Origin of the sequence: Lichenicola sp. (assembly GCF_965198575.1) — a bacterium.
In the GTDB taxonomy this organism is placed as follows: Bacteria; Pseudomonadota; Alphaproteobacteria; order Acetobacterales; family Acetobacteraceae; genus Lichenicola.
Genome location: NZ_OZ240671.1, coordinates 2,452,278 through 2,465,964, shown reverse-complemented (window position 1 = coordinate 2,465,964; position 13,687 = coordinate 2,452,278). Strand labels below are relative to the sequence as shown.

Here is a 13,687-nt window from a genome sequence, read left to right as displayed (position 1 = left end):
CCAAGAGAGATGAACTGCCCGGTGTCCCGACAGTTTGGGAGCACCGGTCAGGGCGGCTGGATCGTCTCGCCAGGCAGAAGGCCCCAGAAGGCAGCACGCGGCAGCCAACCGGCATACTCCTTGAGGCTGACCCGGCACCAGTCGGAGCCGGCCGGACAGGCACGGATTCGGCCGATGACACCAGGCTTGAGGATCGCAACGACTGCCGCATCCTCCCGCGGCTCGCTGCGTAACAGCTGGCTCCCCGCGACGGAAGCACCTGCAGCATTCGATTCCGAACTTCCCGCGGCACTGTCCCCGGACGTCGGGGGCGATTGCGGCGCCACGACCACGAAGCTGCGGCTGCCGACCAGCGTCGCCTGGTGCACCCAGCCCTTCACGCCGTCGGAATCCTCGATCAGCCGCCAGACATCGAACTCGCGCTCGATCTCGACCGGCAGATCACGCCGCTTATACACCCATTGGATCGGATAGCGCGTGCCCGGACCGCCGCGCAGGTTGACGTCGTCGGCGCGCAGGGATGCGAAACGCGGGAGCGGCAAGCCGGTGTTGCTGCCCTTGGCCTGCACCGGCGGCACGACGGGGGCCGGCACGACCGGAGCTACCGGAGCCGGAGGGGGCGGCGGTGGTGGCGCATGCCAAGCCGGATGCAGCGGATGCGCCGGGGCCTTGGCATGGTGGATTGCAGCATGGTGGCCGGGGTCATGGTGCGCCGGCTGGTGATGCGCCGGTTCGTGAGGCGCGTGCGAGACGGGTTTGCCGTGCATCGGCGAATGCCCCGGCGTGGAGGGGTCTCCGCTCGGGGTCTGCGCCGGAACGCTGGCAGGCAGGAGGGCGACCATGAGGGCGACCGTGGGCGCGGCCAGGCGGGCGAAAGACATGGCCCCATCCGTGCCAAGCCCGGCGCCCGAGGGCAAGAGGCGGTCGCGTGTCGGCGCCGTCAGATCGAGAGCATCTGGCCGTCGCCCACGGCGTCGAGGAAGGTCGGGACGCCGACGCGTTCGACCGCACCCAGCAGCGCATCCGGAGCCAGGTCGATGGCGCGCAAGCCAGCCTCGCAGGCCATCAGCCGCACGCCGAGCAGCGCCAGCGTGTCCTGCAGCTGGCCGAAGCCTGCGACGCCGCGGGCCTGGAAGAGCGTATCGCGCTCGCTGCCGGCAAGGCCGGACCAGTCGCTGCAGAGCGCGTGCAGGCCGCCATGGGTCGCGAACAGCACCACCGGACGGTCCAGCGATGCCGCACTCGCCGCCATCACCAGCGCATGATGCGCGTGCTCGAACCGGTCGCTGACCAGCATGATGCCGAGGGTTCGTGGCGTGGCCGCGCCCTCACCCATGCGCACGGGCGCCCTCGCGCGCCACGGGTACGGTCGCGTGGGCCGACAGGTCGTGGATGCGCGGGTGGGGTCCGCAGAGCGCGCACTCCGGGTCCGGCTTCAGGCGGAACACATGGAAGCGCATCGCCAGCGCGTCCCAGGCCAGCACCCGTCCGGACAGGCCTTCACCGAGCTGCAGCACCTCCTTCAGCACCTCGGTGGCCTGCAGGGTGCCCATCACGCCGGTGACCGCACCCAGCACGCCGGCTTCGGCACAGGAGGGCGTGGTGCCGGGCGGCGGCGGCTCGGGATAGAGGCACCGGTAGCAGGGGCCGCCGACATGCGGCTTGAAGGTCGAGAGCTGGCCCTCGAAGCGCGCCACCGACGCCGACACCAGCGTCCGGCGGCCGAGTACGCAGGCATCGGCTAGCAGATAGCGGGTGGCGAAGTTGTCGCTGCCATCGCAGACGATGTCGTGCTGCGCCACCAGCCCCGCCACGTTCGCGGCATCGAGCCGCACCGGATGCTGGCGGATCCGCACCAGCGGGTTGAGGGCCGCCAGGGTCTGCGCCGCCGACCCGACCTTGGACCGGCCGATGCTGGCGGTGTGGTGGATGACCTGGCGCTGCAGGTTCGACAGCTCGACCACGTCGTCATCCACCAGGCCGATGGTGCCGATCCCTGCGGCGGCCAGATACAGCGCCAGCGGGGCTCCGAGGCCGCCGGCACCGATCACCAGCACCCGCGCGTCCCGCAGCGCCGCCTGCCCGACCCCGCCGACCTCGCCCAGGAGGATGTGGCGCGAGTAGCGGTGGACTTCGTCTTCGCTGAAATCGAGGCTCATGCAGTCGCCCGAGGATATGCGGAACAAAGGCCGCGATTAACCGCAAATTGTGATGTCCGTCGCATGATCCGGAGCACTGCGGAGAGCCGGTAGGGTTTCCCGCGACGATCAGGATCACGCAAAACGTGAAGATTGCTGCGCGATGTTACTTGACCGCCACAGGTCGGGAAGAAGACACTCCCGACATAGCAGATGCGCACGATCAACAAGGACCTGTGCCATGCCGCGTCGAACGTTGAAGTCCCGGCTTTTGCGCTCCGCCCGGCTCCCGGCCGGTTGCCTGGTGGCGTCCTTCACGCTGTATGCGGTCTCGCCGTTCGTGACGCTCTGGTCGGTCGCGGCCGCCTTGCAGAACGACGATGTCGGCACGATCCAGGAGGCGCTCGACTGGCGCACGGTCCGGACCGGATTGAAGACAGATCTTGATCCGGGTGCTCCGGTCAGCCTGGCCAGCGCCCATGCCGCTCCGGTGCAGGACGATCTGCCCGATTTCGGCGAATCCTTCGCGACGACGATCGTCTCGCACGTGGTCGATGACGTGGTCACGCCGGAACATCTGGTGGCGATGCTGGTCCAGGCCAAGCCGGCGCATCACGGCAGCACCGCCGACACCCATGCCGGCGGATTGCTCGCGATGCTGGACCGGGTCGATCATGTCAGCTTCGTGAGCCCGAACGAGTTCGAGGCGTCGGTGCGGCTGGTCGACGATCGCAATGCCGCGCCGGTGACGGTCTCGATGCGGATCGAGAAGTGGAAGTGGAAGATCACCCGCATCCACGTGCCCGACGAGCTGCTGACGCAGGGTTCGCCGCAGCGCACCTGACGCATCCGGAACCCATCTCGAGGCGTACTTCCGACGGGCAGGCGGTTGCGCCGGCCCGTGGAACAAACCAGATACGTATCGATGGACCTGCTTGCCAAGCTCGAGATCCTCGCGGATGCCGCGAAGTATGATGCCTCCTGTGCCTCCAGTGGCACCGAGAAGCGCAGCAGCAAAGGCGCGACGTCGGGCATAGGCTCGACCGAGGGGATGGGCATCTGCCACGCCTACGCGCCGGATGGCCGCTGCATCTCGCTGCTGAAGATCCTGCTGACCAATTTCTGCCTCTACGAGTGCGCGTACTGCATCAACCGGTCGTCCTCGTCGGTGCGGCGCGCCCGCTTCACCGTCGCCGAGGTGGTGGAGCTGACGCTGGGCTTCTACCGGCGCAACTGCATCGAGGGGTTGTTCCTGTCGTCCGGCATCATCCAGTCGCCGGACTACACGATGGAGCAGGTGATCGGCGTCGCCCGCACGCTGCGGGTCGAGCACGGCTTCCGCGGCTACATCCACCTGAAGACGATCCCGGACGCGGACCCTTTGCTGCTCGAGGAGGCCGGCAAGTGGGCGGACCGGCTGTCGATCAATGTCGAGCTGCCGACCGAGGCGGCACTCAAGGATTACGCTCCGGAAAAGGACATGGGCGGCATCCGCAAGTCGATGGGCCGGATGCGGCTCGGCATCGATGCGGCGCGGGAACGCACCAGGCCGGGTGCCGCGAAGCCGCCACGTTTCGCACCGGCCGGGCAGAGCACGCAGGTGATCGTCGGCGCCGACCCGAGCCCGGACCGCACTATCCTGCGCATGAGCAGCAACCTCTACGGCGCCTACGGACTAAAGCGGGTGTACTACTCGGCGTTCAGCCCGATCCCCGACGCGTCGTCCGCCTTGCCGCTGCAGCCGGCGCCGCTGATGCGCGAGCACCGGCTCTACCAGGCGGACTGGTTGCTGCGGTTCTACGGCTTCGGCATCGAGGAATTGGCCACCGACGCCACCGGCAATCTCGACCTGGTGCATGACCCGAAGCTCGCCTGGGCGCTGCAGAACCGGGCGATGTTCCCGGTCGACGTCAACACGGCCGATCGCGAGACGCTGCTGCGGGTGCCGGGCCTCGGTGTGAAGTCGGTCGATCGGATCCTGCAGGTGCGGCGGCACAAGCGGCTGCGGATGGAAGACCTGGCGCGGCTTCGGCTGTCGCTGGCCAAGATCGCCGCATTCGTGATCGCTGCCGACCACCGGCCGGCCGTGGAACTCGATAGCGCCCGGCTGTCGCAGCGATTGGCGCCGCAACCGAAGCAGCTCGCCCTGCTTTGAGTGCTCCATGCGCAGCGTCGTTCTGGCCCATCAGGTTGATTTCAATGGCTGGCGCGATGCCGCCCGCCAACTCGCCCTCGAAGGGGTAGCACCGGAGCAGGTGCATTTCTCCGTCGGCGCGCCGGACGACCTGTTCGCACAGGGCGGCGCCGATGCCGCACCTGCCGCGGCGCCCTCGGGCGTGTTCACGGTGTCCAGGGCCCTGATGCAGCTGGCCCAAACGGTGATCCAGGCGAACGAGCCGGAGCGCTTCGACCTGATGTACGGCCTGGTCTGGCGGGCCCACCAGGGTGAGCGGAAAATCGCCGAGCTGGTCACCGACCCTGCGGTTCAGCGGGCCATCCGGCTGGCGCAGTCGGTGCGGCGCGACACCCACAAGATGCGCGCGTTCGTGCGCTTCCGCGAGGTCCCCGAGCCGGACGCGACCCGCTACGTCGCCTGGTTCGAGCCCGACCATTTCATCGTCGAGGCCAACGCCGAGTTCTTCGTGCGCCGCTTCGCCACCATGATCTTCTCGATCCTGACGCCGTATCGCAGCGTGCATTGGACCGGCACCGCGCTCGAGTTCGGCCCCGGGGCGGACCCCTCGCAGGTGCCCGACGACGACGCGCTGGAGCGGTACTGGCGAGCCTATTTCAGCGCGATCTTCAACCCGGCGCGGCTCAAGGTGTCGGCGATGACGTCGGAGATGCCGAAGAAGTACTGGCGCAACCTTCCCGAGGCGGCAGCGATCCCGGAGCTGATCCGCGGTGCCCGCGAGCGTACCGAAACCATGCTGGAGACCCCGCCCTTGGCCCCGAGCGAAAGCCGCCCGCGACGGGCCCCTGCCCCTCCCAAGGCTCGGGAGAGCGAGCCGGTCACCGCGGGCCCGCTGGCCGAGCTCGCGCACCAGGCGGCCGGGTGCCGGCGCTGCCCGCTCTGGGAGCCGGCGACGCAGGTGGTGTTCGGCGAGGGCCCGACCGACGCGCGCATGATGATGGTGGGCGAGCAGCCGGGCGACCAGGAGGATCTGGCCGGACGCCCATTCGTGGGACCCGCTGGACAGCTGCTCGACCGGGCGATGCGCGAGGCCGGCATCGACCGCGCCGGCGTCTATGTCACCAATGCCGTCAAGCACTTCAAGTTCGAGCCGCGCGGCAAGCGGCGCATCCACGCCAAGCCGGACCTGACCGAGATCGGCGCCTGCTCGGTCTGGCTCGCCGAGGAGCGTCGCACAGTGCAGCCGGCCCTGGTGGTGATGCTGGGCGCCACCGCGGCGCGAGCGGTGCTGGGCCGGACCGTCACCATCTCGCGCGAACGGTCCACGCCGATCGCCCTCGGCGACACCTACGGCGCCAACACCCAGGGCCTGGTGACGGTGCATCCCTCCTACCTGCTGCGGCTGCCGGACGAGGACAGCCGGCAACGCGAGTACGCGGCGTTCGTGGCTGACCTGAAACACGCCCTCAGCCTGGTGACCGCATGACCGCCGCACTCCGCATGGTCGAGACCCCGACATTGAGCCTCGGCTGCCTGGTCGGCGGTCTGGAGACCGGGCGGCCGGTGATGCTGCTGCATGGCTGGCCGGACGACGCCACCACCTGGGACGCGCTGTTGCCGGCGCTGCACGAGGCCGGCTACCGCACCATCGCGCCGTTCCACCGCGGCCACGGCCCGACCCGCTTTCATGACGGCACTACGATGCGCTCCGGCGAGATCGTGGCGCTGGCGCAGGACATGCTGGACCTCGCAGACGCGCTGCAGCTCGAGCGGTTCGCGGTCGTCGGGCATGATTGGGGCGCACGCATCGCCTACACCCTCGCCTGCGTGGCCCCGGAGCGGATTGCCGGCATCGCGGCGCTGTCGGTCGGGTGGAACGGGAACGACCCGAACCAGCCGATCTCGCTGCCGCAGACCCAGGCCTACTGGTACCAGTGGCTGATGGCGCTGGACCGCGGCGCCGACCTCGTGCGCACCGACCGCCGCGACTACACGCGCCATATCTGGTCGATCTGGAACCCAGGCTGGACGGTGCCGGACGCCCTGTTCGACGCCGTCGCGGCCTCCTTCGACAACCCGGACTGGGCCGACATCACCCTGCATTCCTACCGGGTGCGTTGGGAGCTCGCGCCGAAAGATCCTGCCTACGCCCACCTGGCCGAGCGCGTGTCGCAGGATCCGGTCATCGGCGTGCCGACGCTGATGCTGCAGGGTGACGCCGATCCTTGCGGCCTGCCGGAGACGTCGGAGGGCAAGGAGACGCTGTTTTCGGGCCGCTACGAGCGCGTCCTGCTGGACGACGTCGGACACTTCCCGCAGCGGCAAAGTCCGGACCTGGTGCTCGACGCATTGCTGCCGTTCCTGGCCGGGACCTATCCGGCCTAGAGCATCATCCGATCGGTCCTGCTTATCGATCGGATAAAGATGCTCGCTACACAACAAGCCTGAGCTTTCTTCCGATCCTTTTCGATCGGAAAAAGCTCTAGCCCGGAGCCACGCCGCGGTCGGGCTCCCGTGTCCGCTGCAGCAGCAGCCACGCACCGGCCGCCAGCAGCGCGAACAGCAGCATCGGCCCGGTGACCGCCAGGATGCCGAACCTGGGAAACAGCGCAGAGACCAGGGCGCTGCCGAATGAGCCGCACACCATCTGCGTCGTCGTGAGCAGACCAGATGCGACGCCGGCCTGGCGCGGCACCGGCTCGAGTGCGCCGTGTGCGGCACTCGGCGCTATCAGGCCGAACGCGAAATTGGCCAGCAGCAGCAGCGGCACCAGGCGCGGCAGGGTGATCCAGTGGGCCAGCGTCAGGGCGAGCAACGCCAGGTCGGCGGCAAGCGCCAGCAACGTGCCGATGCCGAGCATCCGCGCCGGGACCGCCAGCCGCACGGCAAGCTGTCCGTTGACGAAGGCGCCGGCGATGATGCTGAAACTGGTGGCGGCGAACAGCATCGCGTAGGTCGCCTGGGTCGCCTTGAGCAGGCCGAGCACGATCAGCGGCGACCCGCTCACATAGGAGAACAGCGCCGCGAAGCCGAGCGCGTTGATCGCGCTGTGCAGCAGGTAGGTCCGGTTGTGGTTCAGGCTGATCACGTCCTGCACCAGTTGCGGCAGCAGCAGCCCGCGCCTGCGCCCGGTCGGCGGCAGCGTCTCGGTAAGGCCCCACATCACCATCGCGATCACGGCGAGTGCCAGCACGCCGGTGATGCCGTAGATCGCCCGCCAGCTGGCGACGCCCAGCACCAGCGCGCCGAGCGAGGGTGCGATCATCGGCGCGGTGGTCGACACCACGGCGACCGAGGCGATGCGCCGGTGCGCCGCGCGTCCCTCGAACAGGTCGCGGATGATCGCGTAGGCCAGCGTCGCGTTGCTGCCACCTCCGACGCCCTGCAGCGCCCGGGCCACCAGCAGCCAGCCGATCGAGGGGGACGCCGCGGCCGCCAGTCCGCCGATCGCGAACAGCACCAGGCCGGTGAGCAGCAGCCGCTTGCGTCCGAGCCGGTCGGACAGAGGGCCGGCGGCGAGCGGCCCGATCGCAAAGCCGGCCATGAACACGCTAAGGGTGAGGCCGGCGATTGCGGGGCGGATGTCGAGGCTGCGGCCGATCGCCGACAGGGCCGGCAAGCCCATGTCGATGGCCAGCGGCGAGAGCGCGCCGATCGCTGCCAGGAACAGGGTGAAGGCGAACGAGTCCGGCTTCAGGCGCATGGCGCGCACCGGGCTGGCTGTGGGTCGTCGGAACGACCAGCGGCCAGCCCGGCCCACGTCATGGGTCCCGGCGCCGTTCCGGGAGCAGCGCCGGCTCGAAGATCATCGTCGAGATGAGCGTGCAGGCGAGGCTCAGCAGCAGCAGCCGGCCCATGCTGGCGGTACCCGGGTGATGCGAGGCGGCGAGCGACCCGAACGCCGTGCCGGTGGTCAGCGCCGAGAACAGCACCGCACGTGCCGTGGGCGAGCCGAGCGGACGCGCCAGGCCACGCCGCCAGTTCATCACGAAGTAGATGTTGAACGACACACCCACGCCCAGCAGCAGCGGCAGCGCGATGATGTTGGCGAAGTTGAGCGGCTCCGGGATCAGCACCACCAGGATCACCGTCAGCAGCGCTGACAGCACCAGCGGCGCCAGCACCAGCGCCACGTGCGTGAGCTTTCGCAGGAACACGAGCAGGATCACCGCAATGGCCACCAGCGCGCTGATCGCGGCGATCGCGAACGCCCGGACGATGGTGTCGGCACTGTCGACGATGGTGACGGCAGCACCCGCGGCATCCGGCCACACCGACCTGACCTGGCGGACGAAATCATGCAGCACCGCATTGTCGTTCAGGGCGCCGCGCGGATGCACCTCCATGTGCGCCTGGCCGTTCGGCAGCAGGTAGTTCTCGCGGATCTGCTGTGGGATGTCGGCCTCGACGGCAGGGCTGGTCACCGTGAGCACAGTGCGCAACTGGTCGAGCTGCATCGGCAGGAACCGGGTCAGTGCCGCATCGGCGGCCAAGAGGGTCGCGTCCGGGGCGGTCGACAGGGTGCGCAGCGCGGTCTCGATGCGCGCCAGCGGGTCGGTGGCCGCGAGGTGGCTTACCACCGGGGCCAGGGCGGCGACGGTACTGACCGCGCTCGCCCGGATCGCGGCCGCGTCCGGTGGCGGCAGCGGCGACGGGACCACCAGGGTCGGCAGCAGGATCTGCGCCGCATCCTGGATCATCTCGAGCTTCTCGGGCTGGTCGGTCGGCACGAAGCTGTCGAGATACAGCACGTCATGCACCAGCGGCAGCGCCTCCAGCTTCGGCACCAGCGCCCGCGCGGTGGCGATGTCCGGCGTCAGGATCTCGGCGCTGTAGGGCGACGTCACCGGATCGGCCATGAGCAGGTGCAGGGTCTGCATGCTCTCCGATTTCGGGTTCTTGGTGTGCAGCGGGTCGCCGTCGAAATGCAGCAGCGGGATGCAGAACAGGCCGCCGATCGCCAGCACGGCGAACCCGGCCAGGATCGGCACGCGGCGCCGCCTGATTGCATCATCGATCGGCCGCGCCCAGGCAAACCCCATCTCGCCGGCGAGCGGCTTCGGCCGGCACAACGTGAGCAGCGCCGGCAGTATGGTCAGGGTGCAGCCGAACGCGATCAGCATCCCGAACCCGGCGATCAACCCGAGCTGGGCGACACCCACGAACGCGGTGGGGGTGAAGGCCAGGAAGCCGGCCGCGGTGGCCAGCGATGCGATCAGGATCTGCACGCCGGTCTCGCGGCCGGTCATGGAGAGTGCCGTCTGAACGTCCGGGCGGGAGCCGTCGGGCAGCGATTGCGCGCGGAAGCGGACCGAGAACTGGATGCCGAAATCGACCGCGATGCCGACGAACAGCACCGCGAACGCCACCGAGATCAGGTTCAGGGTGCCGACCGCGACGGCCGCGAAGCCGGTGGTCAGCAGCAGGCCCAGCACCAACGTGATGATGATCGGCACGATCACACGCCAGGTGCGCACCGCCAGGATCAGCCACAGGCTGACCAGCACCAGGCTGCCGATCAGCCCGGCGACCATGCCCTGGGCGACGGTGGCGAATTCCTCGTCATCCAGCGCCACCTGGCCGGTAAGATAGACGTGCGCGCGACCGGTTTTCACGAACTCGAGCTGGGAGATCGCGTGCTTCATCACGGCGGTGGCGGCCCCGCCCGGCTGGAACGAGCCGTAATCGAGGCGCGGCTGGGTGACGACGAACTGGTAGTGGCCGCCGAGCTCGCTGAGCTTGCCGGAGATCAGCCGCTGCCATGACAGCGGGGCCGGGTGGCCGGCGGCGGCGGCGCTGAGGTTGTCCGCGAACCCGTCGAGCGAGGCGGCGAAGCTGGTCAGGTTGGCCTGGCCACGCGCGACGCCCTGGCCGATCAGCGACAAGGCGCCGAACAGCCCGCGGGCTGACGGGTCGGTCGCCAGCTGACCCAGGAACGGCTGCGCGTCGATGGTCTTTTCGAGCAGGTCGCCGAGCGGCTTGGCATCGAGGAACAGCAGGCCGTTCTTTTCCAGGTATGGGACCTGGTCGGGGGTGCGGACGAGCTTGTAGTGGGCCGGATCGGCCCGCAGCGCCTCGGCAAGCTGGCTGGCGGTGGCCTGTGCCTCCTCCGGGATGTCGCCCTGGACGACGGCGACGAGCTGGTCCTCGCCCTGCGGGAAGTCCTTCTGGAACTGCTCCTGGCGCTGCTTCCAGGGCAGCTTCGAGGAGAACAGGCCGCCGGTGTCGGTGGTGACGTTGAGCCAGGTGCGGGTGGCGGTGACGGCGCCGATCCCGACCAGCACCGCCAGCAGCGTGACCAGGATGGCGTTGCGGGAGCAGAACGCCGCGAGGCGCCCGAGTGGTGTGGACAGCATGCGGGGTTCAGGTCGCCAGGCGCGGACGGGTCGGGGCGGCGTCGGGGCCCGTTCTCGGCCCACGTGGCAGCCGAAGCAGTCGCGTCAGGAGCAGCACCGCCATCACGCCGGTGCCGGCGACGGCGCCCAGCAGGATCGGCAGCAGCCACCCGAGCCAGGCGGCCGGGCCGAGCAGGTAGAGCGCGTCATCGGCGTGGAAGCCCCAGGCGCCGCCGATGATCCGGGTGTCGGTCACCTGGTTCTCGAAGCGTTCGGCGACCCAGTTGCACAGGAACAGCAGGCCGGCGGCCACCGCGCCGAGGAGCACCGACCAGCCATGCAGGGGGTGGCCGAACAGCGTGGCGTTGGTCAGGCCGACGCCGATGCTGAAGAAGAACAGGCAGTTGATGCCGTTATCGACCAGGTAGTCGTAGCGATGGCCACCCGGGCTCATCATGTTGCCGACGCGGGCGAGCTCGCCATCGGCGCGGTCGAGGAAGGCCGACAGGATCCAGAACGCGCCGCCCCAGAACGCCAGCGAGTGCGTGAGCGTGCGCGGATGCGGATGCGGCTGGTATGGAAGCAGCGCCAGCAGCAGGCACCCCGCAAGTCCGGTCAGCAACCGCAGCGTGGTCAGATGGTTGGGCGTGACGCCGGTTCCGAGCAGCGGACGGATCGCCAGCCGGGCGAGGCGATGGGTCCAGGTGTCGTTGTTCAAGACGCATCTCCAAACTCGAGGGCGGCCTCCCGGGCAGCCCCCCGCGGTAATCCCGATTGCTGCCCCGCACCGCCCGATGCCGGCTGCAGCTCCGACTGCTCGTCTCCCAGCCCTGGCAACCGCGGCCAGCGCCGGTCGAGCCACTGCCACGCCGCCAGGGCAGGCAGTCCGAGGACGATCTCGCGCAGCCGCTTGATCAGGGCGAGCGCGATCGACACGGCGGGCGGCAGGCCGAACAGCGCGCCGACGACCACGAACCCGCCCTCTGACACGCCGAGCGCTCCCGGCACGACGAACCCGGCCGCCTTCACCGCCTGGCCGAGGCTCTCGATGACCAGGCCGGTGCCGAGCCCGCGATCATGACCCAGATAGTGCAGCGCCAGGCAGACCTCGACGGCGCCGAGCAGCCAGGAGATCGTCTGGTAGATCGTCGCGAGTGCCACCTGGCGGGGCGACTTGTAGAGGGAAAGCAGGGTCTCGTGCAGGCCCTTGATCTCGCCGGCGCCCTCCCAGCCGAAATGCGCCGCGAGCCGCACCAGCCCGCCCTCGATCAGCCGCGCGAAGCCGAACCACTGGACACCGAGGAACAGCCCGCCCACCAGCACCGCGACGCCGATGCCGCCGACCACCTCGTCGGTCACCTGGCTGCGGCCGAGCAGGTGCAGCAGCAGCAGCAGCCCGCAGACGGTGAACAGGATCTGGGTCAGCATCTCGATGGTGAGGTCGCTGACCGTGCAGGCCGCCGCCTGGACCAGGGACACGCCGCGCCGGCGCAGCAGCCGGACCGCCGCGAAGTCGCCGCCGACCTGCGCCACCGGCAGCAGGTTGTTGATCCCCTCGCGCACCCAGCGCAGCAGCATGAAGTCGAACAGCGACGGTCGTGGCCGCGCCCGGCCGGCGATCGCCTGCCAGCCGAGTGCCGAGAACAGCACCTGCACTAGGTGGAACGCCATCACCACGAGGATGCCCCAGCCGGCCGCGTGCAGCAGCTCCAGCACGTGGCCGAACCCGAAGCGCATCAGCAGCCAGATCGCCAAACCGGCGCCGACGGCACCGCCGATCAGGGTGAGCAGCTTCATGCAGGAGATCCAGTCGGACAGGTTTCGGCGCTGGTCGCGGAGCCGAGTTTGAGGCAGTGAACACCGGACGTCGCCACGTTGCTCTTGAAAGGAGCAGGCGCGCCCAAGCGCCCTCATGTATCGGACACGCACCGCCTTGAGAACCACGATCGCTCCCGGCTGTCATCCTCCATCCGGCCGGATGCTGCTCCTGACCCCCGGACCGTTGACCACGAGCGACACCACGCGTGCCGCCATGGGCCGCGACTGGGGCTCGCGCGACGAGGCGTTCGTGGCGCTGACGGGACGGTTGCGCACCCGGCTGGCGGCCATCGCCGGGGGTACCGGCACGCATGAGACGGTGCTGCTGCCGGGCAGCGGGACTTTCGCGGTGGAGGCGGCGCTGCAGAGCCTGGTGCCGCCTGACGGCCATGTGCTGCTGCTGGTGAACGGAGCGTATGGCCGGCGCATGGTGGAGATGCTGGTCCGGCTGGGTCGCTCCCACCAGGTGCGGGAATGGCCGGAGGACGAGGCGGTCGACGCCGGCGAGCTCGACCGGATCCTGGGCGCCACGCCGTCGATCACCGACGTGGCGGTGGTGCATTGCGAGACCACCACCGGACTGCTGAACCCGCTCGAGGCGGTGGCAGGTGTCGTGCGGCAGCACCGACGGCGGCTGCTGGTGGACACGATGAGCAGCTTCGGTGCACTGCCGATCGATGCCGCCGGACTTGGGCTCACGGCGGTGATGGCGTCATCGAACAAGGGGCTGGAGGGGGTGCCGGGGATCGGCTTCGTGGTGGTCGAGTCCCAACATCTGGCGACGTGCAAGGGCAATGCCGTCAGCCTGAGTCTCGACCTGCATGAGCAGGCAGCCGGATTCCGACGCAACGGCCAGTGGCGTTTCACCCCGCCGGTGCAGGTGGCGGCGGCTCTCGAGTCGGCACTCGACCAGCTGGCCGCGGAAGGTGGGGTAGCGGCGCGTGGCGGGCGCTATCGTCGGCTGCATGCGCTGCTGGTCGAGGGCATGCAGGCACTGGGGTTCGAGACCTATCTGCGCCCCGAGTTGCAGGCGCCGATCATCGTCACGTTCAGCGATCCAGGGCCGCCGTTCGCGTTCGAGGCGTTCTACGACGCTCTGCAGGCGGAGGGGGTGGTGATCTATCCGGGCAAGCTGACACAGGCGCCGAGCTTCCGGATCGGCTGCATCGGGGCCATCACCGAGGCCGACATGCGGCGGGCGCTGGAGGTGATCGGCCGGCACCGTCCGAGGGCGGAGAGCGCCGGCCGAGAGGTATGACCCG

The 13,687-nt window shown here is 69.4% G+C and carries 12 protein-coding genes; 5 read left to right on the top strand and 7 right to left on the bottom strand.

Annotated elements, in window-relative coordinates; all coding sequences use genetic code 11:
* Nucleotides 1–47: 47 nt before the first annotated feature.
* The 3 genes from ACOEQ2_RS11165 to ACOEQ2_RS11155 are packed head-to-tail and all read right to left on the bottom strand — an operon-like array spanning nt 48 to nt 2,159.
* On the bottom strand, nt 48–881 hold the full coding sequence (locus ACOEQ2_RS11165; protein WP_419728058.1) for an SH3 domain-containing protein: 834 nt from the start codon (nt 879–881) through the stop codon (nt 48–50).
* 59 nt (nt 882–940) lie between these two features.
* A complete protein-coding gene (locus ACOEQ2_RS11160; protein ID WP_419728057.1) occupies nt 941–1,336 on the bottom strand; it encodes a hypothetical protein in 396 nt (131 codons plus the stop codon).
* A complete protein-coding gene (locus ACOEQ2_RS11155; protein ID WP_419728056.1) occupies nt 1,329–2,159 on the bottom strand; it encodes a HesA/MoeB/ThiF family protein in 831 nt (276 codons plus the stop codon). The genes ACOEQ2_RS11160 and ACOEQ2_RS11155 overlap by 8 nt, the downstream gene beginning before the upstream one ends.
* 220 nt (nt 2,160–2,379) lie before the next feature.
* Here ACOEQ2_RS11155 and ACOEQ2_RS11150 point away from each other — a divergent pair, with 220 nt between their 5' ends.
* The 4 genes from ACOEQ2_RS11150 (at nt 2,380) to ACOEQ2_RS11135 (ending at nt 6,657) form a co-directional block, all read left to right on the top strand.
* A complete protein-coding gene (locus tag ACOEQ2_RS11150; RefSeq protein ID WP_419728055.1) occupies nt 2,380–2,982 on the top strand; it encodes a DUF2939 domain-containing protein in 603 nt (200 codons plus the stop codon).
* An 81-nt stretch (nt 2,983–3,063) separates the two neighbouring features.
* Nucleotides 3,064–4,293: a putative DNA modification/repair radical SAM protein gene (locus ACOEQ2_RS11145; protein ID WP_419728054.1), complete on the top strand. Its 1,230-nt coding sequence runs from the start codon at nt 3,064–3,066 to the stop codon at nt 4,291–4,293.
* 7 nt (nt 4,294–4,300) lie between these two features.
* Complete coding sequence (locus ACOEQ2_RS11140; protein WP_419728053.1) at nt 4,301–5,758, top strand: UdgX family uracil-DNA binding protein; 1,458 nt, start codon at nt 4,301–4,303, stop codon at nt 5,756–5,758.
* Nucleotides 5,755–6,657: an alpha/beta fold hydrolase gene (locus ACOEQ2_RS11135; RefSeq protein WP_419728052.1), complete on the top strand. Its 903-nt coding sequence runs from the start codon at nt 5,755–5,757 to the stop codon at nt 6,655–6,657. The genes ACOEQ2_RS11140 and ACOEQ2_RS11135 overlap by 4 nt, the downstream gene beginning before the upstream one ends.
* A 97-nt stretch (nt 6,658–6,754) precedes the next feature.
* Here ACOEQ2_RS11135 and ACOEQ2_RS11130 read toward each other — a convergent pair whose 3' ends face one another.
* From ACOEQ2_RS11130 to ACOEQ2_RS11115, 4 genes are read right to left on the bottom strand one after another with little or no spacing between them, the layout of a single operon-like run.
* Nucleotides 6,755–7,975 carry a multidrug effflux MFS transporter gene (locus ACOEQ2_RS11130; protein ID WP_419728051.1) on the bottom strand — a complete coding sequence of 407 codons (1,221 nt, stop codon included), beginning with the start codon at nt 7,973–7,975 and terminating at the stop codon, nt 6,755–6,757.
* Between the two features lie 58 nt (nt 7,976–8,033).
* Nucleotides 8,034–10,628: an MMPL family transporter gene (locus ACOEQ2_RS11125; protein WP_419728050.1), complete on the bottom strand. Its 2,595-nt coding sequence runs from the start codon at nt 10,626–10,628 to the stop codon at nt 8,034–8,036.
* Between the two features lie 7 nt (nt 10,629–10,635).
* Nucleotides 10,636–11,325, bottom strand: coding sequence for a CDP-alcohol phosphatidyltransferase family protein (locus ACOEQ2_RS11120; RefSeq protein WP_419728049.1), 690 nt, complete (start codon nt 11,323–11,325; stop codon nt 10,636–10,638).
* Nucleotides 11,322–12,404 (bottom strand): lysylphosphatidylglycerol synthase domain-containing protein, encoded by a 1,083-nt coding sequence (locus ACOEQ2_RS11115; RefSeq protein ID WP_419728048.1) that lies wholly within the window; start codon nt 12,402–12,404, stop codon nt 11,322–11,324. Before ACOEQ2_RS11115 ends, ACOEQ2_RS11120 begins: the two co-directional genes overlap by 4 nt.
* A gap of 136 nt (nt 12,405–12,540) precedes the next feature.
* On the opposite strand from ACOEQ2_RS11115, the gene ACOEQ2_RS11110 reads away from it, so the two are divergent.
* Nucleotides 12,541–13,683: a 2-aminoethylphosphonate--pyruvate transaminase gene (locus tag ACOEQ2_RS11110; RefSeq protein WP_419728047.1), complete on the top strand. Its 1,143-nt coding sequence runs from the start codon at nt 12,541–12,543 to the stop codon at nt 13,681–13,683.
* Nucleotides 13,684–13,687: the final 4 nt, after the last annotated feature.

Coding starts and splice junctions, on each gene's coding strand:
- ACOEQ2_RS11165 (WP_419728058.1), bottom strand. CDS start 881: ATGTCTTTCGCCCGCCTGGCCGCGCCCACGGTCGCCCTCATGGTCGCC.
- ACOEQ2_RS11160 (WP_419728057.1), bottom strand. CDS start 1,336: ATGGGTGAGGGCGCGGCCACGCCACGAACCCTCGGCATCATGCTGGTC.
- ACOEQ2_RS11155 (WP_419728056.1), bottom strand. CDS start 2,159: ATGAGCCTCGATTTCAGCGAAGACGAAGTCCACCGCTACTCGCGCCAC.
- ACOEQ2_RS11150 (WP_419728055.1), top strand. CDS start 2,380: ATGCCGCGTCGAACGTTGAAGTCCCGGCTTTTGCGCTCCGCCCGGCTC.
- ACOEQ2_RS11145 (WP_419728054.1), top strand. CDS start 3,064: ATGGACCTGCTTGCCAAGCTCGAGATCCTCGCGGATGCCGCGAAGTAT.
- ACOEQ2_RS11140 (WP_419728053.1), top strand. CDS start 4,301: ATGCGCAGCGTCGTTCTGGCCCATCAGGTTGATTTCAATGGCTGGCGC.
- ACOEQ2_RS11135 (WP_419728052.1), top strand. CDS start 5,755: ATGACCGCCGCACTCCGCATGGTCGAGACCCCGACATTGAGCCTCGGC.
- ACOEQ2_RS11130 (WP_419728051.1), bottom strand. CDS start 7,975: ATGCGCCTGAAGCCGGACTCGTTCGCCTTCACCCTGTTCCTGGCAGCG.
- ACOEQ2_RS11125 (WP_419728050.1), bottom strand. CDS start 10,628: ATGCTGTCCACACCACTCGGGCGCCTCGCGGCGTTCTGCTCCCGCAAC.
- ACOEQ2_RS11115 (WP_419728048.1), bottom strand. CDS start 12,404: ATGAAGCTGCTCACCCTGATCGGCGGTGCCGTCGGCGCCGGTTTGGCG.